The 23,234-nt window shown below is 63.7% G+C and carries 19 protein-coding genes; 8 read left to right on the top strand and 11 right to left on the bottom strand.

Annotated features, from left to right (window positions below):
• Position 1: 1 nt before the first annotated feature.
• Both FQ755_RS15385 and FQ755_RS15380 read right to left on the bottom strand, forming a co-directional pair.
• Positions 2-1,168 carry a hypothetical protein gene (locus FQ755_RS15385; protein ID WP_144155614.1) on the bottom strand — a complete coding sequence of 389 codons (1,167 nt, stop codon included), beginning with the start codon at positions 1,166-1,168 and terminating at the stop codon, positions 2-4.
• 78 nt (positions 1,169-1,246) lie between these two features.
• Complete coding sequence (locus tag FQ755_RS15380) at positions 1,247-2,773, bottom strand: carbohydrate porin (protein WP_144155611.1); 1,527 nt, start codon at positions 2,771-2,773, stop codon at positions 1,247-1,249.
• Between the two features lie 635 nt (positions 2,774-3,408).
• On the opposite strand from FQ755_RS15380, the gene FQ755_RS15375 reads away from it, so the two are divergent.
• The 7 genes from FQ755_RS15375 (at position 3,409) to hutC (ending at position 10,587) form a co-directional block, all read left to right on the top strand.
• Positions 3,409-4,233, top strand: coding sequence for an arylamine N-acetyltransferase family protein (locus tag FQ755_RS15375; RefSeq protein WP_144155608.1), 825 nt, complete (start codon positions 3,409-3,411; stop codon positions 4,231-4,233).
• 463 nt (positions 4,234-4,696) lie between these two features.
• A complete protein-coding gene (locus FQ755_RS15370) occupies positions 4,697-5,557 on the top strand; it encodes a transporter substrate-binding domain-containing protein (RefSeq protein ID WP_144155605.1) in 861 nt (286 codons plus the stop codon).
• A 195-nt stretch (positions 5,558-5,752) separates the two neighbouring features.
• Complete coding sequence (locus FQ755_RS15365; RefSeq protein ID WP_144155603.1) at positions 5,753-6,475, top strand: ABC transporter permease; 723 nt, start codon at positions 5,753-5,755, stop codon at positions 6,473-6,475.
• Positions 6,476-6,490: 15 nt separating this feature from the next.
• A complete protein-coding gene (locus FQ755_RS15360; protein WP_144155600.1) occupies positions 6,491-7,243 on the top strand; it encodes an ABC transporter permease in 753 nt (250 codons plus the stop codon).
• Positions 7,244-7,277: 34 nt separating this feature from the next.
• Positions 7,278-8,069 (top strand): ABC transporter ATP-binding protein, encoded by a 792-nt coding sequence (locus FQ755_RS15355; RefSeq protein ID WP_144155597.1) that lies wholly within the window; start codon positions 7,278-7,280, stop codon positions 8,067-8,069.
• An 8-nt stretch (positions 8,070-8,077) separates the two neighbouring features.
• Positions 8,078-9,706 carry a histidine ammonia-lyase gene (gene hutH / locus FQ755_RS15350; protein ID WP_144155594.1) on the top strand — a complete coding sequence of 543 codons (1,629 nt, stop codon included), beginning with the start codon at positions 8,078-8,080 and terminating at the stop codon, positions 9,704-9,706.
• 113 nt (positions 9,707-9,819) lie between these two features.
• Positions 9,820-10,587 carry a histidine utilization repressor gene (gene hutC, locus FQ755_RS15345; protein ID WP_260858611.1) on the top strand — a complete coding sequence of 256 codons (768 nt, stop codon included), beginning with the start codon at positions 9,820-9,822 and terminating at the stop codon, positions 10,585-10,587.
• A 95-nt stretch (positions 10,588-10,682) separates the two neighbouring features.
• On the opposite strand, the gene FQ755_RS15340 is transcribed toward hutC, so the two are convergent.
• The 3 genes from FQ755_RS15340 to FQ755_RS15330 all read right to left on the bottom strand — a co-directional run bounded on the left by FQ755_RS15340 (position 10,683) and on the right by FQ755_RS15330 (position 15,966).
• Positions 10,683-11,462: a hypothetical protein gene (locus FQ755_RS15340; RefSeq protein ID WP_144155591.1), complete on the bottom strand. Its 780-nt coding sequence runs from the start codon at positions 11,460-11,462 to the stop codon at positions 10,683-10,685.
• A gap of 122 nt (positions 11,463-11,584) precedes the next feature.
• On the bottom strand, positions 11,585-14,995 hold the full coding sequence (locus FQ755_RS15335) for a GMC family oxidoreductase N-terminal domain-containing protein (protein WP_144155710.1): 3,411 nt from the start codon (positions 14,993-14,995) through the stop codon (positions 11,585-11,587).
• Positions 14,996-15,174: 179 nt separating this feature from the next.
• Positions 15,175-15,966 (bottom strand): hypothetical protein, encoded by a 792-nt coding sequence (locus FQ755_RS15330; RefSeq protein ID WP_144155588.1) that lies wholly within the window; start codon positions 15,964-15,966, stop codon positions 15,175-15,177.
• Positions 15,967-16,249: 283 nt separating this feature from the next.
• Here FQ755_RS15330 and FQ755_RS15325 point away from each other — a divergent pair, with 283 nt between their 5' ends.
• Entirely contained in the window at positions 16,250-18,034 is a 1,785-nt protein-coding gene (locus FQ755_RS15325; protein WP_144155586.1) for a hybrid sensor histidine kinase/response regulator, read from the top strand.
• Positions 18,035-18,056: 22 nt separating this feature from the next.
• Here the strand turns inward: FQ755_RS15325 and FQ755_RS15320 are convergent, their stop codons facing one another.
• From FQ755_RS15320 to FQ755_RS15300, 6 genes are all read right to left on the bottom strand, one after another.
• Positions 18,057-18,779 carry a response regulator transcription factor gene (locus FQ755_RS15320; protein WP_144155583.1) on the bottom strand — a complete coding sequence of 241 codons (723 nt, stop codon included), beginning with the start codon at positions 18,777-18,779 and terminating at the stop codon, positions 18,057-18,059.
• Positions 18,780-19,283: 504 nt separating this feature from the next.
• A complete protein-coding gene (locus FQ755_RS37375) occupies positions 19,284-19,436 on the bottom strand; it encodes a hypothetical protein (RefSeq protein WP_186308539.1) in 153 nt (50 codons plus the stop codon).
• Complete coding sequence (gene cydB / locus FQ755_RS15315; RefSeq protein WP_144155580.1) at positions 19,411-20,415, bottom strand: cytochrome d ubiquinol oxidase subunit II; 1,005 nt, start codon at positions 20,413-20,415, stop codon at positions 19,411-19,413. Before cydB ends, FQ755_RS37375 begins: the two co-directional genes overlap by 26 nt.
• A gap of 24 nt (positions 20,416-20,439) precedes the next feature.
• Positions 20,440-21,870 (bottom strand): cytochrome ubiquinol oxidase subunit I, encoded by a 1,431-nt coding sequence (locus FQ755_RS15310; RefSeq protein WP_144155577.1) that lies wholly within the window; start codon positions 21,868-21,870, stop codon positions 20,440-20,442.
• 282 nt (positions 21,871-22,152) lie between these two features.
• A complete protein-coding gene (locus FQ755_RS15305; RefSeq protein ID WP_144155575.1) occupies positions 22,153-22,443 on the bottom strand; it encodes a helix-turn-helix domain-containing protein in 291 nt (96 codons plus the stop codon).
• Positions 22,427-22,762 carry a type II toxin-antitoxin system RelE/ParE family toxin gene (locus FQ755_RS15300; RefSeq protein ID WP_144155572.1) on the bottom strand — a complete coding sequence of 112 codons (336 nt, stop codon included), beginning with the start codon at positions 22,760-22,762 and terminating at the stop codon, positions 22,427-22,429. Before FQ755_RS15300 ends, FQ755_RS15305 begins: the two co-directional genes overlap by 17 nt.
• Between the last annotated feature and the right edge of the window lie 472 nt (positions 22,763-23,234).

Below are 23,234 nucleotides of genomic sequence, written 5' to 3'. Positions count from 1 at the left end.
ATTACTTCGCGAGTACCAAAGTGTTCACGTCGTCCTGCACGTAATAAAAGCCATCGCCCGCCGGCGTCATGACGATGCCGAACAGGTCGCCGTTGCCCGGAGGCGACTGCGCCTTGTCGGTATCGATCCAGCGTGCGTAGATCTGCTTGCCGCTCGCCGGGTCGATCTCGACGACCTGGCCGTTCAGCGCGTTGGTCACCAGCAGGTGGCCGTTGGGCGCCGTGACCATCGCCAGCGGCCGGTGCAGCAGGCCGTCGGCGGTGAGCTGGCGGCCGACGCCAGCGCTGGTGTCGCGTGTCATCGGATCTTCGATCACATTGACACGGTTGCCGATGGCGTCTGAGACATATAGCAGTTTCTGGTCGGACGAGAGCGCGAGGCCGGTCGGCCCGATCAGGAACACGCCCTTGTCGGCCTGCGCGCCGAAGCCGCTGCCGATCACCGTTTCGCTCTTCACGACCGGTGGCTTGCCGTCCGGAATGTCGAGCTCCAGTCGCAGCACGGTGGCCTGCTTGAACACTGGCGGCTCGCCGCCCGGGCCGACCGCGGTGGCCGGGCCCACGCCGAAGCCCGCATTACTCACGAACAGCGTGGCGCTGGTGCCGTTGTCGACGACCGCCATGTTGCCCCACGGGTCGTTGATGTTCGGGCTATTGATGGCCGAGACCACCTTGCCTTGCGGATCCAGCACGATCAGGCAGCCGGCGCCTTTGGTGCCGGTGGTGCCGTCGTTGCTCGGCGTGCTGCCGACGATCACCCAGCCCGACTTCAGCATGGTCATTGCCGTCGACAGGCCGACGCCGCCCGGGCATTCCTTCAGGTCACGCGGGATTACCGCGAACAGCGTCATCTTCTGGGTATCCGGATGGTAGTCCACGATCGTGGAGCCGGTGCCCTGCAGGTTGGTGGAGTTGTTGAAGTTGTCGACGAGGACGTCGTCTTTCTTCACCGAGCCGGCCGAAACCGGCGCGACGACGAGTGCATACGGGTTCTGGTCGCCGTTGTCCGGCACCGTGTTGATGAGCGTCGTATGGTGATGCACCGTCTCCAGAAAGCCTTGCGGATCGGCGTGCGCGGTGCCGGCCGCGATCAGCGCGGCGGCGGTGGCCGCTGCTGCTACCAGTGCCCGCGTAGCGCGTGGCACAGACTTGCGCTTGGGGTTGTTCATGAATGAGCCTCCGTGCCTGCGCACAAAGCGTTGAATGCGGTCATGATCGAAAACATGGTGTCCAGGTTATGAAAGCGGTCAGAACGTAATGTTGGTTCGCACGCCGACAACAAACGTGTTGCGCAGCGGTTGAGTCGGGTCGCTCGGGTTCTGTCCGGCGCCGGCATTGAACGTGTATTGCGCGTCGGCCTGGATCTGCCACCACGGGTTGACCTGATACTGATAGGTCGCCTCCAGAGTGGTTTCCTGGGTACGCACGCCATACGGGCCGCCGCTGAAGGCGCGGCTGTCCAGATCGAGATCCTGCACGCTGTTGCTGACCTTGATGTAGGTCAGTGCAAGACCCACGCTGTCGAAATCGCGGCCGGCGAACGGCGCTTTCATCACCACGCCGAGGTTGGCCGAGAAGTTGACGAGATTGCGGTCGCCCGGCGCGCCCATGACGCGGGTGAACACGTTGATGGCGCGCGGCTCGTCCGGATCGGGACGCCATACCATCTGGTCGGCCACGGCGTAGAAACTGTAGTCGCCGCGATGCTGCTCGGGCACGCCGGTCGAATTCGGATTAGCCAACGACAGGCCGGTATTGTCGAAGTGCTGGTCGGCGAAGCTGCCGGTGTTGTACCAGAAGCCGATCTTGTAGCTGCCCGGCAAACCGGTGTTGGCCGCGCTGACCATTTCGCCGTCGCCCGGCTGGTTCAGGCCGTATTGCAGTTCGCCGATGTACAGCGCGCCGGTGTGCAGGTTGAAGTTCGTGCCGCTGATATTGTTCGGATTGTTGCCGAGCGGATCGCCGTCGAACACGCCGGCGAGGGCGGTAATGGTCGGGGTGATCTGGCCGCGCACCCGCACGCCGAGGTCGGCGAGCGGATAGGCCGGGCCGCCCGAAGGCATGTCGTAGGACGGCAGCGCCGGCCAGCCGAACATCGTGTTGACGAACAGGCCCGCGCTTTGGCTGCCGATGAATTCCTGGTCGAGACTCTGCTGGCCGACCTTGACGTCCATCTTGTTGTTCAGGAACGACTGCTGGTACCACAGTTCCCACAGGCGCGTCGTGTCCTGAGCTTCGATCCCGCTCGCCGTATTCAGCGTGCCGAGATTGTCGGCGCTCAGGTTTTGGCCGTGGATATTCAGTGCGCTGACGTTGAAGAGGCCGCCCTGCAGGCCGAATGCCTTCTTCGTATCCACCTGCACCGTGGCCGTGGTCAGGCCGTCGTAGGTGCCGCCGGTGTTCAGGCCGCCGCGCGTGTTGTAGAGATACTCGCTGGTTTCGGTGAGACCGAAGGTAATGCCGTACTTGCCGAGCCACGGACGCAGGCCGCCGATGTCGCCGAGCAGGTTGCCGCGGTTCCAGACGCCGGTCCACTGGCTGGTGGGCTGGGCCTGGATGCGCAGGTCGGCTTCGGGCGCGTCGTTCGGGGTCGCGTCGGGATTGGTTTCGGCCATCGCGGTGGCGGCCGTCAGTGACGCCCATGCGAATGCTGTGTAAAACGCCACGCTGCGGATCGAGGGCAGACCCAAGGTGCGTGCGGTGCGACCGCGCGGGGTAGCATTCTTGAAGGGACGAGCGGCTGGCGCGGGTCCTGTGGACTGGGCGAACTTCATCGAAATCCTTGTTGTGTTGTATCGACTGTTCCGGCTATCTGCGTCGGGCGGCGATAACCAGCTTTCCGCGCATTGCCGCCGCGGCTCGCGACGCCTCAGGGCAATGACGAGATCGTACGCATGCGGGATAGGTGCGTCAATACAAATGAGAACGATTCGCAACAATATTACTGAGGTGTAATTGGCAACTTTACGTTTTCTGGCTTTTATTCGACGATGACTCACTAGAAAGTAATTGAACTGTAATTAAATAGTATGGTTTGAGCGGGCGGTTTCGTCAGGACCTGAGTTTTGATGGCAGGCTCGTGGTGAGCTTTTGCGGGAGGGTCCGATGGCGTGGTTACCCGCCGCCTTTGGCCGCACGCAACCATGAGGTGAGTCCGCAGGCGCATTTTTCCTGGCCAGACCGTGAATACAACGAAAGCTGATTGTCAGATGACGATTGCGTGACGCGTTGCACTCTTTTGGCCCTCTTTCCTCGCCGGACATGCGGGCCTGTCAGCAGCGTGTCGTATGGGCGGGTCAATCTGTTACGGTTCTGCGGCGGTGGCGGTTTTTGACTATCCGCCGCGCTACGAGTGACGTCGCAGCAGGGCGTCGCACCGGTCGGTACCGTCATTTCAGGGCTTACTTTCATGTCAAACGCAGTGGACCTCGATCTGTATTTCTCCCGAGTCGGCTACGACGGGCCGCACACCGCGACGCTCGCCGTGCTGCGCGAGCTGCACCATCTGCATCCATTGGCGATCCCCTTCGAAAATCTCGATCCGCTGACCGGCCGCGCTGTCTCGCTGGAGTTGCCGGCGCTTGCCAACAAGCTGCTCGAACGGCGGCGCGGCGGCTATTGCTTCGAGCACAACCGCCTGTTCGCGCATGTGCTGACGCAACTGGGTTTTCGCGTGACGCCGCTGATGGCCCGCGTGTTGTGGGGACAGGAAGCGGATGCGGTCACGGCTCGCACGCATATGCTGCTGCGCGTCGAGATCGACGAGACGGCGTGGCTTGCGGATGTGGGTTTCGGCGGCACGACGCTCACCGGACCCCTGCGGCTCGAGGCGGGCATGCCGCAGCCCACGCCGCTCGAAGTGTTTCGTCTCGCGGATGCCTCGCACGGCGCGCTCGATCTGGAAGTGCAGACCGGCGATGCATGGGCGAAGGCCTACCGCTTCGACTTGCAGTGCGCCGAATGGATCGACTACGAAGTGGCGAGCTGGTACACCTCGACCTGGCCGCAATCGAACTTCGTCAATAATCTGATCGTGTGCCGGGTCTTGCCGCAGGGGCGCCTGGCACTGCGCAACCATCGTTTGATGGAACGCGCCGCCGACGGCCAACTCGTCAGCGAGCACATGCTTGCAACTGCCGACGAATTTGCGGCATGTCTGGTAGAACGTTTCGGCTTGCCTGCCGCCGAGATCGACGCAGCGGCTCTTTTCGAGCGCGTGCGCGAGGGGCGCTGAGGCGACCGTCTTCGGCACGTAGCTCAAAGCCGCGCGGACTATGCGGTCCGCGGCATGCTGCCGCTGCGTCTCGCTTGGTGCCGCTGCGTGCCGCATATCTCCTGGCGGATTTCATCGCGCCGCTTCCCCGTGGCGCTCGCCCTTCGCGTCCAGCTTCGTCCAGCCGAGTGCTCAGGCGTTGCCGCCCCTGCACCGGGACGATGCACGTCACGGCATCTAATGAACCTGTCTAGACAAAATGCACCAAAGCGGCGTGTTTCCGCACCGCCTTCGAAGCTCCGCATTTAACGGATTCATCGCCACAAGCCTTTGCTGCTAGGGCTTACCCGAGGATTGGGTGAAAATTTTATGATTCCGCTTGCGACGATTTTTTTACTCATGCAGACTTGTCTAGTCAATTCAAGCGAGTGAACGAATCGCTCGGTCAGCTGAATGGTGTTCCCTCAATCAAAGGAGTTTCGACGTGAAGGTAAAGCGCACTACGTTGGCTAAAGCATTGATTGGCGCCGTGCTCGGCGCAGCGACCATTCTCGCGGCGCCCGCGCAGGCGAAGGACTGGAAGACGGTGACCATCGCGCTGGAAGGCGGCTATGCACCGTGGAACCTGACGCTGCCGGGCGGCAAGCTGGGCGGCTTCGAACCCGAACTGGTGGCGAACCTGTGCGAGCGCATCCAGTTGCAGTGCAACCTCGTTGCGCAAGACTGGGACGGCATGATCCCGGGCTTGCAGGCCGGCAAGTTCGACGTGCTGATGGACGCCATCTCGATCACGCCCGAGCGCGAAAAGATCATCGCCTTCTCGCGTCCTTATGCAGCTACGCCGGCGACTTTTGCCGTGACCGACACCAAAATCCTGCCGAAAGCCGGCCCGACCAGCGCGGTCCTCAAGCTGACCGGCGATCCGAAAACTGATCAGCCGACCGTCGATTCGCTGCGTAAAGAGTTGAAGGGCAAGACTATCGGTATTCAGTCGGGCACGGTCTACACCAAGTTCATCAATGACGGCTTCAAGGACATCGCCACCATCCGCGTCTACAAGACCTCGCCGGAGCGCGACCTCGATCTCGCGAATGGCCGCATCGACGCGTCCTTTGACGACGTGACCTACTACGCCGCCAATACCGACAAGAAAGAGACCGCGTCGATCGTGATGGCCGGGCCGAAGATCGGCGGTCCGATCTGGGGGCCGGGTGAGGGCCTCGCGTTCCGCAAACAGGACGGCGACCTGAAAGCGAAGTTCGACACGGCGATCAGCGCGGCGCTCGCCGACGGCACGGTGAAGAAGCTCTCCGCGAAGTGGTTCAAGACCGACGTCACGCCTTGAGTTGTGTCTGGAATGGCGCCATGAGCTGTTTCCTGAGTGGCGTGCGGGTCTCGCCGCGTCGCGCCGCGAACGGCGGTGTCGGCCAGAGCAAGGCAGTACAGGCAATAGAGGCAGCACCGGCAGGTGGTCCAGCACGCGCGGCAAGCTCCGCGCGTGCCGCCTGATCGATTCAACGGACTGGACGAGGAGTAGCGTATGGCTCTGATCGGGATGCTCGGCTTCGGCCCGGATGGTTGGGGCGGCGTCGTGCTGCTGGCGGCCTTGATGACCGTCGCGCTGACGCTCGCGGCGCTGGCCGTCGGCGCGGTGTTCGGCGCACTGGTGGCCGCGGCGAAGCTGTCGCGCTTTCGCAGCTTGCGGGTGCTTGGCGACTTCTACACGACCGTGTTTCGCGGTGTACCCGAACTGCTCGTCATCTACCTGTTCTATTTCGGCGGCTCGACGCTGGTGACGACCATCGGCCAATGGTTCGGCGCTGACGGCTTTGTCGGTGTGCCGCCTTTCGTGATCGGCGCGCTCGCCGTGGGGATGATCTCCGGCGCGTATCAGGCGGAGGTGTACCGGGCGGCGGTGCTGGCCGTGTCGCGCGGCGAACTGGAGGCCGCGCGCTCGATCGGCATGTCCACGCTCACCATGGCGCGGCGCATTCTGATCCCGCAAGTGCTACGTTTCGCCTTGCCGGGAATCGGTAACGTCTGGCAACTGAGTCTCAAGGACTCCGCACTAATTTCGGTGACAGGCCTCGCCGAACTGCTGCGCGTGAGCCAGGTGGTCGCCGGTTCGACTCATCAATATTTCACCTTCTTCGTCGTGGGCGGCGCGCTTTATCTGGTGATGACGAGCATCTCCAACCGGGTGTTCAATCACGCCGAAGCGCGCGTGGGCCGGTCCTTCCGCCGCAATTTCGCCCGCAACTGACGAGGCCGCGCCATCATGCATATCGACTTCGATTTCCTGCTCGACACGCTGCGCCAGTTGCTCGCGGCCGTGCCGACCACGCTCGGTCTGTTTTTTTCGTCACTGGTGCTGGGCGGATTGCTGTCGCTCGTGATCGTCACGCTGCGCGTCTCGCCGCATTGGCTGCCGAACCGGTTTGCGCGCGCCTACATCCTCGTGTTTCGCGGCTCGCCGCTGTTGATCCAGATGTTTCTCGTCTACTACGGACTCGGTCAGTTCGGCGTGATACGGGAGAGTTTCCTCTGGCCGGTGCTGCGCGAACCGTATATGTGCGCCGTGCTGTCGCTGGCGCTGTGTACCGCCGGTTATACCGCCGAGATCATCCGCGGTGGCCTGATGGCCGTGCCGGTAGGGCAAATCGAAGCGGGCTACGCGATTGGCCTGTCGGGCTTCGCGCTGCTGCGCCGCGTGATCGGACCGATTGCGCTGCGTCAGTGTCTGCCCGCATATTCGACCGAAGCCGTGTTGCTGGTGAAGTCCACCGCGCTCGCGAGTCTCGTCACGGTATGGGAAGTCACCGGTGTCGCGCAGCAGATCATCCAGCAGACGTATCGGACAACTGAAGTTTTTATCTGCGCCGCGCTGATCTATCTGTTCCTGAATTTCATCATCGTGCGCCTGCTCGGTCTGCTCGAAGTGCGTCTGTCGCGCCATCTGCGCGCGGCGCCCGTCCAGGCTGCCCCGAGCCCGGTTTCCGCCACCCCCGAAGCACGTCGCGCCGCGCATTGAGCGGCGGCGCATTTCGGTACGTCTGGAGCATCACATGAACGCTACGGCACCCGTTGCATTGTCGGTCAGGAACATCCACAAGTCGTTCGGCGACCATCATGTCCTCAAGGGCATCTCGCTCGACGCGCACCAGGGCGACGTGATCTCGATTCTTGGCGCGAGCGGCTCCGGCAAGAGCACCTTTCTGCGTTGCCTGAATTTGCTGGAAACGCCGGATGACGGCTCGGTCGCGCTGGCCGGCGAAGAGCTGAAGATGAAGCGCCGCAGCGACGGCAAGCTGCAGCCGAGCGACCGCCGCCAGGTGGACCGCATCCGTTCGCAACTCGGCATGGTGTTTCAGAACTTCAACCTGTGGTCGCATATGACGGTGCTCGATAACCTGATCGAAGGTCCGTTGCGCGTGCAAAAGCGCAGCCGCGCCGAGGCGGTCGAGGAGGCCGAAGCGCTGCTCGCCAAAGTGGGCCTCGCGGAGAAGCGCGGCCACTATCCGGCGCATCTGTCGGGCGGCCAGCAACAGCGCGTGGCGATTGCGCGGGCGCTGGCGATGCACCCGAAGGTCATGCTGTTCGACGAACCGACCTCGGCGCTCGATCCCGAACTGGTGGGCGAAGTCTTGCGCGTGATGCGCTCGCTCGCGGAAGAGGGCCGCACGATGCTGGTCGTCACGCACGAAATGGGCTTTGCGCGCCACGTATCGAACCGCGTGATGTTTTTGCATCAAGGCGAGGTCGAAGCGGACGGCACGCCCGACGAAGTGTTCGGCGAACTCAAGTCCGAGCGTTTCAGGCAGTTCGTTTCGAGCCACCATCACCGTACCGCGAACTGAGCGTCATCATGGCTGTCATCCGTTCCGATCGTCCTCTGGACTGGCGTCAGGTTGCGGCGGTGGCCGCGGGCGCCGCGTTCGAGCTTTCCTCCGATGCGCGGGCGCGCATCGCCGCGGCCCATGTGCTGGTCGAACAGATCGTCGAGCGCGGTATTCGTGCCTACGGCGTGAATACCGGCGTGGGCGCGCTGTGCGACGTGATTGTTTCGCCGTCCGAACAACGGGCCTTGTCGCGCAACATTCTGATGAGCCACGCGGTGGGCGTCGGCGCGCCGCTTGGCGTTGCTGAGACGCGCGCCATCATCGTCGCGGCGGTGAACAATTTTGCTCATGGCCATTCGGGCATCCGGCTCGTGGTGGCCGAGCGGCTGGTGGCGCTGCTTGGCGCCGATTGCCTGCCCGAAGTGCCGGCGTTCGGCTCGGTCGGCTATCTGAGCCATATGGCGCATATCGCGCTGGTGTGCATCGGCGAAGGGCATGCGCGGTATCGCGGCGAGCGCATCAGCGGCCGCGAGGCTTTGCAGCGTCTCGGGCTTGAACCGCTCGTGCTGGAAGCAAAGGAGGGGCTTAGCCTGATCAACGGTACGCCATGCGTGACGGGACTGGCCGCGTTGGCGCTCGCACGCGCCGAACGGCTGCTCGACTGGAGCGACGCGGTGGCGGCGATGAGCTTCGAAAACCTGCGTGGCCAACTGGCCGCGTTCGATGCCGAATCGCTGGCGCTGCGCATCTCGCCAGGACTCAACCTGGTAGGCCAAAGAATGCGCGGCGCGCTTGCCGATAGCGGCATCCTCGCGGCGGCAATCGGCCAGCATACCCAGGACCCGCTCAGCATGCGGACCATTCCGCACGTACACGGCGCGGCGCGCGACGTGTTGACGGCGACGGCAGAAGTGGTCAACCGCGAACTGGCTTCCATCACCGATAACCCGATCGTCGCCGGCACGCCCGAAGCGCCGCGCGTGTACTCCCAGGCGCACGCGGTGGGCGCTTCGATCGCGCTCGCCATGGATAGCCTCGCCACCGCGATCGCCCAGGTGGCGGCGATGGCCGAACGGCGCCTCGACCGTCTCGTCAATCCGCTGGTGAGCGGCTTGCCCGCATTCCTCGCGGAGCCGGGCGGCACCTGCTCGGGTTTCATGATCGCGCAGTACACCGCGGCCTCGCTGGTCGCGCAAAACCGCCGCCTTGCGATGCCGGCGAGCCTCGACGGCGGTATCACGTCCGGTCTGCAGGAAGACCACCTTTGCCACGCGACGCCGGCGGCACTCAAGGCGCTGGAGATCATCGACAACGCGGGGCGCATCGTTGCCATCGAACTGCTGGCCGCAGCTCAGGCATACGACCTGCAGACCATCGATGCGCCGCGTGCGCCGTACACCGATTCGCTGTGGCGCAGCGTGCGCAGTCTGGTGCAGACGTATCGCGACGACCGGCCGCTCGCCGACGATATGGCGCTCGCATTCCACATGATCGCCGACAGCGCGCCGCCGCCGCTGCCGACTCCAGGCAAGCTGCGGCCAGTCGACGCCAGCGCGCTGGAGGATACGGGTTACGCCGCGGCGGGCAGCGCGAATCACGCTGCGGCCGCCCACGTGCCCGACGCCGCTGTTGGCGGGCTGAAAACCGCGGCATGAAAACCGCGCCATGAAAGCGGCGTTCGTCCGACGAGCCGATGCGGCCGGCCTACCGGTCGGCGCAGCGGCGCATTGCATACCATCCGCGTACCGCCCACGAGGTCGACGTGAATATGAGTACAGGTAACACGCCACCCGACGCCGTCCTGGCGCGCCCCGGCGGCAACGTCTGCACCAGCGAAGCGCCAGCCAAAGCGACGCCGGCCTATCAGCAGATCAAGCGCTACGTTCTGAAGCGGATTGCACAGGGCGACTGGAAGCCCGGTGGTCTGATTCCTTCGGAGACCGAACTGGTCAAGGAATTCGGCGTGGCGCGCATGACGGTGTCGCGCGCGCTGCGCGAACTGACTGCCGAACGGGTGCTGACACGGGTGCAAGGCTCAGGCACCTTCGTCGCGCCGCAGCGCTATGAATCGACAGTGCTGGAGATTCGCAACATCGCCGACGAAATCGCCGCGCGCGGTCATCGGCATATGGCTCACGTGCTGGCGCTCGAACCGAGCGACGACGTCGAGGCGCTCGATGCGCTCGGCCTGTCCGCCGGTCCGGCGTTTCACTCGCGCATCGTGCATAGTGAAGAAGGTGAGCCGATTCAATACGAAGACCGCTATGTCAATCCGAAGGTGTTTCCGGACTATCTGCAACAGGACTTCACGCTCGAAACGCCGAATCACTACATGGTGAGGCTTGCGCCCATCCAGCGCGCCGAGTTTCGCATCTACGCGCAAAAGCCCGACGCGCATGTGCGCCGGCATCTATTGATGGAGATTGGCGAGCCGTGTCTGCTGTTGCGGCGCCGTACATGGGTCGGCGAGGCGGTGGCGACCTCGGTGCAGCTTTGGCATCCGGCGTCGCGCTTTCATCTGGCCGGCAATGTGTGAGGCGGGACGCGTGCAGTGGACGAGGCGTGGATCACGCGGGGCGGCCTGGATCCGGCGCCTCGTCTGAAGCCGGGCAGCGCCAGGCTCTTTGGGATTCAGTACGCCACGTGGTCCAGCAAGGCATTGGCGTAGCGGCGGTATACCCACGACACCACGGAGGCCGAGAGCACGAGAAACAGCGTGTTGCCGAGCGCCATCACAATCGTAATCGCCAGCGACCCCTCGAGGCTCGCCATCAGCAATGTCCGGCCGCCTACCTGCATCGCAATGATCCAGACGAGCAGCAACGGCAGGTACGTGACCACGCCCACGCCGGTGATGTACCAGAAGTGGCCACGGCTGTCCTGCCACGCGGCGCGCAGGGCCAGCCGGCTGCCCAGCGCGATGGCCGGGTAGAGCAGGCTCAGACGGATCAGAACGAACAGATATACGGCCAACAGGGGCAGGATGATCAGCCCGATGGTCGCCGAGCGCATCGTATGCAAAACCATCGCCGTGCCGACCGTAATGATGATCATGCCGATACCGATGCCCAGCGAGAACAGCAGATAACGGCCGAGCGGCTTGCCGCCGAGCGGCATCAATGGCTGGGTGCCTTCGCCGAGCAGCACGAAACGCACGACCTTGACGACGAGACAGCCGGAGACCGCCAGTTGCAGAAGCGAAAGAATCAGCCTTTCGAAGGCGTGATAGGTCGCCATGGACGGGTCAAAGTCACCGCCGGCCACGAGCGGTTGCTGAAAGGACGAAGAAAGGACGGCCGTGCAGGCGATGACGGCGAATACCCCGAGAAAAAGTCCCGGCATGTGGACAATGGCTTGCCAGGTACTGATCCAGCTCTTCTTGATGCTGCTTCCGAAGGTCAACTGTTCCATAGGGTGATTGGCGTGGTTGCATGGGTCATTGAAATAATGGCTTGGATCATAAATCAATTCGCCGACCGGGTCTGTAAGACACCGACCTTAACCACGTACAAATCAACCCGCTGGCGTGCGCCTCAATGCGCGTCCAGATAGCGGGTGATCAGCGGATACACGTCCTGCGCGGCATTCTTGCCGAAAATGCAGTCGAGATGTCCATACCCCGGAATCAGATGCCGCTCGTATTGCTGCGCGCCGAAGCGCGCCGTCAGCAGGTTGAAGGTGGTCTCCGTGCTGACCGGCAGATAGCAGCGGTTCTCCGCGCCGTGGATGAACCCGATGGGCAGGTTCATGCCCTCCAGGTTGGGCAGATAGACGTCCGCGCCATGTGCGTCGACCACGTGGCCCGCGCGCACCATCGCCGCCAGTTGGCTGAACAGCTCGATGTCATGCACGCCGAACAGTTCCTGCAGATTGGCGTGAAGCTGTTCGCCGAGTTGCGCGTGTTCGTAGACGAGACCGTAGAGGAACGTGGCGCGATGGCAGAGCGCGCTGTCGCAGCCTTCGTCGTGCCCGACCGGATAAACGCGCAGGGCCTCGTCGAGCAGATTGTCCGGCCAGTTGCCCGCCCGCGTCAGCGCGGTGAGATCGCGCACGCCGAGATGCTGCAGCATTTCCGGCATGTGCAGCCCCGCCTTGATGCGCTGCATCGCGCCGGGAACCAGATGCGCGGACACTTGTGACAGCAGCGCCGAGCGTACGCCCTTAAGTCCCGATAGCAGCGACATCGTGAAAGCCACCGCGCCGAAGCAGTGCGCCACCACCTGGATCTGCGCCGCGCCGGTGAGCTGCCTGACTTGCGCCACGGCGGCGGGGATGTCTTCGCGCGCGATCGCATCCGCTGTGGTCGGTTCGAGCGCGCTCGGCAGTTCGATGCTCACGCGCAGATCGACGAGCCACACGTCGTAACCGGCCGCGCATAGAAATTCGACAAGATTGGTTTCGACCAGATCCGTCGCAAAGATCCGGCTCGATACACCGGAGCCGTGGATCAGCAGCACGGGCCCTTTGCCGCCGGCGTGATAGCGCGTCAGTTTCAGCGTCTTGCTGTGCGGCTCAGGCGTGTTGAACCAGCTCAGCTCGGGCGCGGGGGCGCGCAAGGCGCGCTTCAGACGCGGCTTCGCGTTGTCCTCACTCAGAAACTGCAGCGGCGCCGCGACGCCGCCATATTCCGTAAACAGCACGCCGCCGAAGAACTTGCCGAACTTGAGCGTCCATTCGAGCCGCGTTTCCAGATCCGGCGCGTTTGTCACTTCGATGGTGCGCATTTGGCGCAGGAAATTCTCGGGCGTGATGATGAGCGTCGCCGTGCCGATCAGCGCTGCGTCCGCCGCGGCCGAGGCGCGGATTTCTGCGTACAGCGTATTGGTTTGCGGCCACAGTTCGAGCAGCGAAGAATGCGTGATGATCTTCTGGCCGGTCAGGAAATAGCGCGTGCCTTCCACGGCTTCGAGCGTCATCCGGTAGTCCATGTTGCGCCGGTCGACCTCGTCTTTGTCGACGACGAACAGATTGAACTGGCCGTCGGCAATCGTCATCGGTTGCGCGGATAAGGCGGGACACGTCAGCGTACCCACCGTGCGCGCGGCATGATTCGGATTGCCAAGCATCTCGGCAAGATCGTCGGATTCGACGGTGAGCGTGAAGCTCATCGGAATGGGGCGGCGGCTATCGTCGGGCGCTGTGTTGTCCGTGGACGTCGTGGCCTGGTAGCTGCCCACCATGGTCTCCGTGAAGCGCAGGCCGATCTTCTGCGGTGGCGGCGTCGCTGCGTCGCCTTGGGATGTGTAGTCGATTTGCCAGCCGTGTGCTGCGGCGAGCTGCGCGCAGTTGCGTTCGGCCAGTGCCGAAATGGTCAACAGCGGATTCACCCCGAGCGAGAGCGGCACCACGGCGCCGTCCATGACATACAGGCCGGCATGCACGTCAGCACCCGCCGCGCCTGAAAACACGCGGCCCGCCTGATCGACGACCCCGCCTTGCGCCGTCTCCGCCATCGCGCAGCCGCCCAGCGGATGGACCGTCACGAGGCCGCCGCCGAGCAGCCTGGCGGAAATCGGGTCGCGCACGTATTCGCCGCCCAGCGCGACGGTGGCCGCCTCCAGGGTCTTTTCGATGGTGGCGTAAATGGGCTGCTTGCCCGCGTCGGGCCAACGGATTCGCGGCCGTCCCTGTTCGACGACAATCTGCCCGCTGTCGTCGTCATGGGCCATCACAAGATAGGTCTGCGTGTGGTTCATCGCGCCGTGATAGGGGCCGCGCAACAGGCTTTCGACGACGCGGGCTCCGGCGTCCAGCGAATCCGGCCGCGCATCCGGATCCGGCACCGTCACACCCTCGGCCGGCGCGGCGACGCCCAGCACGCCCATCATGGCGAGCCCGACCGGTCCGGCGAGCGAGCCTTCCTCGATCACGAAGCCGTCGTTGACGTCGGGTGTGTTGCGCAGATCGATCAGGCCGGTGATGGTCGGTCCCACTGGCGGGATTGCGCCGTCTTTGTGCGCGCCCCAGCCGACTCCGCTGATCGGCACATCCGTGTTGTAGGCGAACGCGAGCACGTCGCCGTTGCCGGTGAAATGCTGCCCCAGTTGCGCGGACATCGGCAGTCCGGCATCGCGGGAGCGCAACAGGATCGCCGTCGAGCCGAGCGTCCCGGCGGACAGAATCACGATATCCGCGCTCACTGCCAACTCTGGCGCGTCGTAGATCTCGCGGCCAAGTCCCACCAGTTGATAGCGCACGCGCCATTGCTTCATGGCCGCATCGCGCAGCACGGAATGTACCGCCACCCCGGTGAAAATCTGCGCGCCGTGCGCCACGGCGTCCGGCAGATAATTCATGTGGGTGGAATTCTTCGCCTCATAGTTGCAACCCGAGTTGCAGTCGCCGCAGCCGACGCAGCGCTTCTGCCCGACACCGGCCGCGTTTTGGCCATCTTCGAAGGTCACGGTGATGGGCGGACGGGAGAAGCGATCCCGCTTGCCGAGCGCCTCAGCCGAACGGGCGAGCGCGTCCAGTTTAGGGAGCGGCGGAAAATCGGCGGGAACCGGTGCGGGCTGCAGCATGGCCTCGGCGCGCGCATAGCCCGCTTGCAGGCCGGCCTCGTCGGCGCGCACGGCAGCCGGCCAGCGCGGGTCGAGCCAAAGACGCGGATCGGGCCGCAGCGCCACGTTGGCGTTGATCAGCGAGGTGCCGCCCAGCCCGCAGCCGACCACCGCGTTGACCTCCGGATTGACGTGCACTTCGAGCAGCGCGAGCGGCGGCCCGATCTGCGCAAGCCCGGTGTTGTACTGCACCTGGCTCGCGCCCTCGAAGGCCGTGGACGGAAACTCACCCGCCATGAATTCGCGCCCGCGTTCGAGCAGGCACACCTTGCGGCCCGCGCGCGCCATCCGGCTGGCCGCAATGGCGCCGCCGTAGCCCGAACCCACAATCACGATTTCGTAGTGCGGCTGCAGCGCTTCAATGGCGCTGGACAAGCGATTCATCATGACCACCTCGTGACTCGATTTTGACCAGGGGCGGGGAGCCCTGATTGGTAAGGATGACTGAGCGCTGCGCGGCTTTCTTATCGTAGGCGGTGTAAGCCTGCAAACAAAGGGGCGTCGTCGGCAGACGCAGTGCGACTGCGAGCGCGCTTGCGCCTTAACAGAACGATTTGGTGCGTCTACGCGGCAGCCTGATAGGGTTCGCCATCGCACGATTGCGCCGCGAGCAGGTTCAGCGCGATCAGAATGGCTGCACGATTTTCAGGCTCGATCTCGATGCCGAGCACGTCGATCAGCCAGCGGCCGATCTTCGTATTGGAAAAATCGGCGGCGTCGCTCGTCTTTTTCATCGTGACGCCCAGTTTGACGGCGCGATAGTGATACGAGGGCACGCGATGCTGTGCAGCCACAGCCGAAAGACCGCCTTTGCATTCCGAAAACCAGCCGAGACTGCCGGCCAGCACGATGCGCTCCGGCTCGTCGAGGCCGTCGATGAAACTGCGCGCTGCCCGCCGCACGCGCGCTTCGTCGAGACCGTATTGCAGCAGGACGCTTTCGACAGGATCTTCGAGCGCGTGGGCGTGCAGGTCGATTTCCTGCTCCATGCCTTCGTTTTCCATCGACACGTTGCGTTGATGTCCCGCGCTGCGCAGGCAGTCGATCAGATAGCGGCGGAAATACGCGCACAGAGCGTAGCCGTTGGATGGTGCGCTTTCGGCGCAGGCATGCGTGTCCGAATGGCCGGGTGTGAGACGCAGCACCCGCGAGAAGATGAATTGCGCGACCAGTTCCTCCTTGTCCTCGCCGAGCGCCTGCAATTCGAGCGGATGATAGGTGCGCAGCGCCCGTTTCACCAGTTCGACCATCGACACCATTTCGTCGCCGCAGAGGTGAGTGCGGCGGCGCCACAGATCGGGCAGGATCGCATTGTCCAGATTGCGGACGAATTCGCGGCTCGGCACAGCACCCATGACAGCCTCCGGCAAAAGATCGGACGAGGAGCGCGGCAGCCCCGAAGGGCGGGGCGGCGAAGGTGGTCGGGAAGACCGTGGGCCGCGCTGGAAAGTGACTTCAGTATGGTTTTTTCGCCCGCTTTCGCCTATATGGATTAAGTGATAGCTGACAGGTAAACCGCCGGGTAAACTTGCACAATTCGCCGACTCGCCAGGCTCGCCATCGCCCGCGGTGCATGCACCATGTTGGGCATCGTCGGCAGCGTGACGCGTCAACTGCCGTCGACATGGAGACCGTACGATGCGGGCCGATCCCATCCAGCGAGCGATCGACGAAGACCTGGTGCGCGTGCTCTATGCGCAAGACCCCATCGCGTTTTTTACGCACTGGTTTGCAATCGTCGTGCTCGTCTCGATCTATTGGGACGACATGCCGTATCCGCAGCGCTTCGGCGCCTGCTTCGTGTTCTATGGCGTAGCGAATTGCGCCGCGCTGGGTCTGTGGCTGTGGCGGCATCGTCGCCCCGGCGCGCTCACCGCACGTGGCTGGATTCGCCTGCATGCCTTGCGTGGGGCGCTGCTATATAGCGCGCCGGGCCTCGCCATCTGGTTCGCGTTCCATAGCCATCAGGCGGACCTGCCGGTGCTGCATACCGTCATGCTGGTGACGCTGGCCGCGGGCGTGTTCATGTCGAACGGTTTCGACGTGCTCAATTTCTCCACCGGCATCATCTTCGTGCTGCTGCCGGCGATCGTGCTGCTGTTCGGCAGCCACAACTTCGACCGCACGATTCTCGCCGTCGTCCTCGCGTTCTTCTTTTGCGCCATCAACGTCTATGCGACGAGCTATCGCAAGCTGTTCCGGCGTGTCGTGCAGGCGCGCGTGGACCAGCAGCAACTGGCGGAATCGCTGGCCGAGCAAAAGCAGGTCGCTGAAGAGGCGAGTCTCGCCAAGACGCGCTTTTTTGCCGCCGCGAGCCACGATCTGCGCCAGCCGCTGCATGCCATCGGCCTGCTGGCTGCCTCGCTCAACGACGTCGCCGTGACGCCGGCACAACATGGCAAAACTGCCGATCACATCGTCAACAACGTCGAAGCCCTCAATCAGTTGTTCAACCAGGTGCTGGATCTGGCGCGGCTCGAAAGCGGCGTCACCCAGGTCATCCGGCTGCATTTCCGGCTCGACGAACTGTTCGAGCGGGTCGGCAGCCAGTACCGGCCGCAGGCGGCGGCAAAAGGGCTGGCGTTGCGCATCGCGCCCACCACGATGGTGGTCTACGACGATCCGGTGCTGCTCGAACGGGTGTTGAGCAATCTGCTCTCTAACGCGGTGCGCTATACCGAAGAGGGCGCGATCTGGATGGGTCTGCGACAGGCCGGCCGGCGCGGCGGCGGTTATATCGAGGTGCGCGATTCCGGTATCGGCATTCCGGCGAGCGAACAGGCGCGTATTTTCGAGGAGTTCTACCAGGTCGCCAATCCGCAGCGCGACGCGCGCCAGGGACACGGCCTCGGCTTGCCGACAGTCCGGCGTCTGGTGGAACTGCTGGGCGGCGAGTTGAGCTTGCGCTCGGCGGCGGGACGCGGCTCGGTGTTCCGCTTTCCGGTGCAGGCGGGCGATCCTGACGGGATCGTGGCGAGCCTGAGCGACACCGTGGCTGTCGGACCGTCCGCGCAAGGGCGCCACGTACTGTGCATCGACGACGACCCGTCGATTCTCGAAGGTCTGACGAGCCTGCTCGGACGCTGGGGCTGCGTGGCGCGCGGCGTGCGCGACGAGGCGTTGGCGCTGCGGGCGCTCGCCGACGGTTTCGTGCCGGACGCCGTGCTATGCGACTACCAGTTGGCGAACCATCGCACTGGTGCCCAGGCGCTGAGCGCGGTGCGTGACGCGCTACAGCGCAGCGGCCACGAAGGCGCGGTGATGCTGCTGATCACCGGCGACATGGCGTCCGGCGAACTCGCAACCCTCGCCGCGCAGGGGATTCCGGTGCTGCACAAGCCGGTCACGCCGGCGCGCCTGCGGCGCACACTGGAGACGCTGTGGCCGCAGGCCGAACGCGACGGCGCGCGCGCAGCCGTCTAGGCGGGCGGCATGAAACCCGCGTCTACAGGGTTTTGCCGGCCTCGAGCCAGCCATTGATGACGGCGATCGCCGTCGAGCGGTTATGAACGCCGAGCGCCCGAAAGATTACCGACAGATGCACCTTGACGGTTCCTTCCGCGACGCCCAGCTCGCGCGCGATCATCTTGTTGGTCCAACCGCGGTGTACGAGCCGCATGATGTCCTGTTGCCGCGGCGAGAGGTTTTCCAGCAGATGCTGCTGATGCGGCTGCAATGCAGCCACCTGGGCCAGCGGTTCGGTCAGGGAAGCTGCTGGCGCGGCGGCGCTGTTGGCCGGCGCGGCTGGCGGGATGGCTTCGCGCGTGCCGAGCAGGCTCAGCGCTTCCATCGGCACATACGCGCCGCCGGACAGCACGAGTTCGATAGCTTTGAGCATGACGCTGGCAGGCTGGCGCTTCGGTACGAAGCCAAGGGCGCCGGCCGCGAGGACAGCGCGCATCTCGTCGGGAGATTCTTCGGCTGAGAGCACCACCACCGGCAGCGCCGGATTCTCTTTGAACAGGATTTCGAGCGAGGCCGCGCCGCTCATGCCGGGCATGTGCAGATCGACGATGGCCAGATCGTGGTCGGCGTCGGGCCGCGCGGCGGCGGCGAGGGTTTCCCAGCTGTCGGCTTCGTCGAACTGGGCGTCGGGGTCGAGTCCGCGGAGCAATCCCTTGACGCCCTGGCGGATCAGTTCATGGTCGTCGGCCACAAGAAACTTCATGATGTCTCCGCGTGTCGGCCCTGCGCGTTGGTCGTTTCCATCGTTATTTCGCCGATGCCGGACGCGGATGGCGCGTCCCCCGTCCGGCGCCATCCGTCCCGTCAGGCCACCCCAAAACGCGTGGCCTCGTCTACCGCGAGCCTCCCTGAATGCAAGGCTTATTCTGGACTGCCGCTACTTCATTGCCTGATGACGCGATCATAGGCTGGATCGGCGTCAACAGGTGTCTCTCAGGGCGCTCGGGTGGCGTCTTCGTTTTTTTCGTGCGCGGTTCCCCCCGCGCGGCACTCGAAAACGTGGAACCGTGCTGACTGTGGCCGTCGGGTAGGTCTCCTGCGCTCGCGGTAGGCGGCCCGGTCATGCGCTATTGCACACGCCGTCTCACATCCATTCCGCTGACGACTATTTTTGCTGCAGCCTGCTACATAGACGCCCACAGCCGCCCGATTTTGAAGCGCCGGGTGCAAGGTTTAGCAATTGCCTTGCCGGCGACTGCCTGTGTGGTCACTTGACGGCGAAGAGCGTCAGGTTCATCAGGATTTTGAAGGCGAAGCCAAGCGACATCGCCCCGCCCACGCCGACGCACCACAGTGCGATAAACCAGACCCAGCCGGGCAGCGGGCGCTGCCGCTTAGTGATAGTGATGTTGGTCGTCATGACTCACCTTGCCGCGAAATACCCAATAACCGAGCGTCGTATAGGTCAGGATGATAGGAATGATCACCGCTGCGCCCGCCAGCGTGAACATCTGGCTGGAACGCGGCGCGGCCGCTTGCCAGAGGGTCATGCTCGACGGAATGGCGTAGGGCCACAGGCTCACCAGCAGACCCAGGTAGCCAATCAGCACGAGCGCGAGCGCCAGCACGAAGGGCGTCTTGTGATGCCGGCCACGCACCGCCCGGCGCATGAAAAACGCGCACACCGCGACGAGGAACGGCACCGGCAGCAACCGATAGAACAGGCCCGAGGCGAACCAGCGCTGGGCGATCGTTGGATCCTGCAGCGGCGTCCACAGGCTGACCATGGCGATGAAGGCGAGCAGGATGATCGTCAGCGGCCACACGACCTTGTGCAGGCGGCGCTGCAGATCGCCTTCCGTTTTGGCGACCAGCCAGCAGCAGCCGAGCAGCGCATAGGTGGCGACGAGGCCGAGGCCGCTCAGCAGGCTGAACGGCGTGAGCCAGTCGAAGGCGCCGCCCGCGTAGCTGCCGTTGGCGACCGGAATGCCTTGCAGAAACGCGCCGAGCACGATGCCCTGGAAAAACGCCGCGCCCGTCGAGCCGCCGATGAAGGCCAGATCCCACAGATGCTTCGTGCGATTCGCCTTGGCGCGCAGTTCGAACGACACGCCCCGGAAGATCAGGCAGGCCAGCATGAAAATCAGCGGCAGATACAGCGCCGACAACACGGTGGCGTAGACCACCGGAAATACCGCGAACAGTCCCGCGCCGCCGAGCACGAGCCAGGTCTCGTTGCCGTCCCAGATGGGCGCGACGGTGTTCATCATCAGATTGCGTTCCTTCTCATCGGGAAAGAACGGAAACACGATGCCGATGCCCAGATCGAAGCCGTCGAGCACCACATACATGAAGAGGCCTAGCGCGATGATCGCGGCCCACACTACGGTGACATCCATTTTCTAACCTCGTGACGGTGTGGTTCAGGCGGCGTCGGCGATCGACCGGGTTGCCGCCAGGGGCAGACGCGCGGGGCCGCCGGGAAACGCGCCGGGCGTGACATCAGGCACGCCGTGCGGCGTCTGGCCGGGCAACGCCGGACCCGAGCGCATCAGCTTGAGCATGTAGTAGATGCCGGTGCCGAACACGAGGAAGTAGACGATCACGAACGCCATCAGCGAGATGCCCACCTGCTGGGTGGTGAGTGGCGACACCGCTTGCGAGGTGCGCATGACGCCATACACGACCCACGGCTGACGGCCGGCTTCCGTGGTCACCCAACCGGCCAGCAGCGTGACGAAACCGGTCGGACCCATGGCCACCGCGAGTTTCTGGAACCACTTCGCCTCATACAGCGTGCCGCGCCGGCGCAGCACCCAGGCGGTGACCGACATCAGGATCATCAGCACGCCCAGGCCCGCCATCACGCGGAAACTCCAGAACACGACGGTCGAATTCGGCCGGTCTTCGGGTGGGAATTCCTTCAGACCGCGGATCTCGCCGTCCCAGCTATGCGTGAGAATCAGGCTGCCGAGGTGTGGGACCGATACCGCGTAGCGGGTGGTTTCGGCCTTCATGTCGGGAATGCCGAACAGGTTGAGCGCCGTGCCGCCTTTTTCGGTGTTCCACAGGCCTTCAATGGCCGCGATCTTGGCCGGTTGGTATTTGCGGGTATTAAGGCCGTGCTGGTCGCCGACGAAAGCCTGGATCGGCGTGAGGATCAAGAGCATCCAGAGCGCCATGGAGAACATCTTCTTCACGGCCGGATCGCGCCGGCCCTTGAGCAGATGCCACGCGCCCACCGCGGCCACCACCAGCGCGGCGACGATGAACGCGGCCAGCGCCATATGCGCGAGGCGATACGGAAACGACGGATTGAACACGATCTTGAACCAGTCGAGCGGCACCACATGACCATTTTCGACCGCGAAGCCTTGCGGCGTCTGCATCCAGCTATTCGAGGCGAGGATCCAGAAGGTCGAGATCAGCGTGCCGATGGCGACCATCAGCGTGGCGCCGAAGTGTGCACGCGGACCCACGCGCTGCCAGCCGAACAGCATGATGCCGAGGAAGCCGGCTTCGAGGAAGAACGCCGTCATGACCTCGTACATCAGCAGCGGCCCGGTGATCGGACCGGCGAAACTGGAGAAGCCCGACCAGTTGGTGCCGAACTCATAGCTCATGACGACGCCGGAGACCACGCCCATGCCGAAAGCCACTGCAAAGATCTTCGACCAGAACAGGCACAGATCTTTGTAGTAGGCCTTACCGGTTTTGAGCCAGCGCCATTCGAGCACCGCAATGAAGCTGGCGAGCCCGATGCTCAGGGCGGGAAAGACGATATGAAACGAAACCGTGAACGCGAACTGGATGCGCGCCAGGTCGAATGCGGAAATGCTGGTTGCGGGATTCATAGCTTTGATACCGGAAGCAAGCTACGCGTATCGACCGCTGTCGAAACGCACTGCCGTGGGCAGATGGCGCAAGAGTAGGGGAATGTGCAGCGTTTTGCTGCGACGCGGCGTGCGTCGATAAGACGCGCCACACAGTGCGATTTGATAATTTTAAGATACCAAATCGTTGATTGATATCAAGTTTTTGCGATCGTGCTGCGAACGACGATGCGGCCCCGGAAATGAAAAGTGCGTCAATACACCGCGCTGCAGCAGACGCTGCCGCGCGCGGCGTATTGCAGGTCAGGCGATCGAGATGATGAGTTTCTTGCCGCAAGCAGCGGCGTATTTGCGCAGGGTGTCGATGGACGGCGAATGCTTGCCCGAGGCGAGCGCGCGTTCGAGCCGCGTGATCGCCGGCGCCTGGGTGCCCATGCGTTCGGCGACTTGTGCCTGATTCAGCCCGGCGGCGTGCCGCGCCGCGAGAATCGCATCGAGCAGGGCATATTCTTCGCGATTCAGCCTCTCGACTTCGGTGCGGACTTCGGGGTCCGCGAGGGCCGATTTGCGCAGTTCCTTATACGAGGTTGCCACGTTTGACCTCCAGTAATCTTGTACGAGTCACTTCCAGCTCATGAAGCGGCGTGTCCTGCGACTTCTTCACAAAGGAGTGAAGCATCACGATCCGACAGCCGACGACGGTGCAGTAGAACACTCTGGCAATCCCTTCCGCTCCCTTCAGCCGCATTTCGAAGAGACCGCCACCCAGGGATTGGGTGTGCGGTTCGCCGAGATTCGGACCGTATTGCTCCATGCGATCGGCCAGCGTAATGAAGCGCGCCAATAGTGTTTTGGGCAACGAAGCGATCTGGATTTTGACCTTCTCACTGTAAAAGTCGATCTCAAATGCCATTGGACCTCATCATAACAAATATGTTATTCGAAAACAAGCCATCCACCTGGCCGACCGGGCCGGAGACAGGATGACAAGCGGCGGGCGATAACAGGGCCGCGCTGCACGGATGGACCGCGTCCGGCAACAGGCTTTTAAGGCTGGCGCGTCGCCTGCAACCTGCTTGCAGTTTGCAGGCGACGCACGCGATACCGGCGCTGGAGAGCGAATGCTTTGCTAACGGATAAAAGTCAGGATAACGGATTGATTTCACCCTGAACATTGGCCGGATGGCCAGTATCAGGCGAGAAAAGCGGCTCTATGACCGCGCGATGCTCACGCGAGATGACGCGTGGACTGCGAAGCTGTCGTAATAAGTGTTTGAATCTGTAAGTTCGCTGCTGGTCGGGCCAATGTGGCTATGCGCGGGTCAGGTCCGCACAACGCGGGACTGCGTCCGGCCTGGCATTCCTCGGATGTAAGGACTACCGGC

The organism is Paraburkholderia sp. BCC1885, from assembly GCF_900996235.1.
Taxonomy (GTDB): domain Bacteria; phylum Pseudomonadota; class Gammaproteobacteria; order Burkholderiales; family Burkholderiaceae; genus Paraburkholderia.
The sequence above is the reverse complement of the archived record's forward strand: the minus strand, read 5'-3'. Positions and strand labels throughout refer to the sequence as shown.